Origin of the sequence: Pseudomonas sp. SIMBA_067 (genome assembly GCF_046534675.1) — a bacterium.
GTDB lineage: Bacteria > Pseudomonadota > Gammaproteobacteria > Pseudomonadales > Pseudomonadaceae > Aquipseudomonas > Aquipseudomonas putida.
Map to the genome: position 1 here is coordinate 1 of NZ_JAWRYH010000387.1, position 274 is coordinate 274.

General features: G+C 61.7%; 1 pseudogene. It reads left to right on the plus strand.

The features are described 5' to 3' along the window. Positions 1-84: 84 nt before the first annotated feature. A pseudogene (locus tag SB765_RS29555) lies at positions 85-274 on the plus strand (DUF4350 domain-containing protein); the annotation flags it as partial.

The following is a 274-nucleotide window of genomic DNA, read 5'->3' on the forward strand; positions in this document are numbered from 1 at the left end:
GTACGGTCACCGCCTTCCTCCCGCCGCTGCCCAACAACAACTTTGCAACGATTGGCGCGCACTCTTCAGTTCGGGAGTGCGCCCATGATCAGGCCATTACTGTGGGTGACGCTGCTGCTGGCTGGGCTGCTGGGAGCCGGCGCTTTGTACGCCTGGCACAAGGCGATCCCTTATGAAGAAGTGGTGGACCACGGTCCGTCTGCGCAAGCGCTGGCCAATCCCTACCTGGCAGCCGAGTACTTTCTACGCAGCCAAGGCCTGGCAGTGGAACATG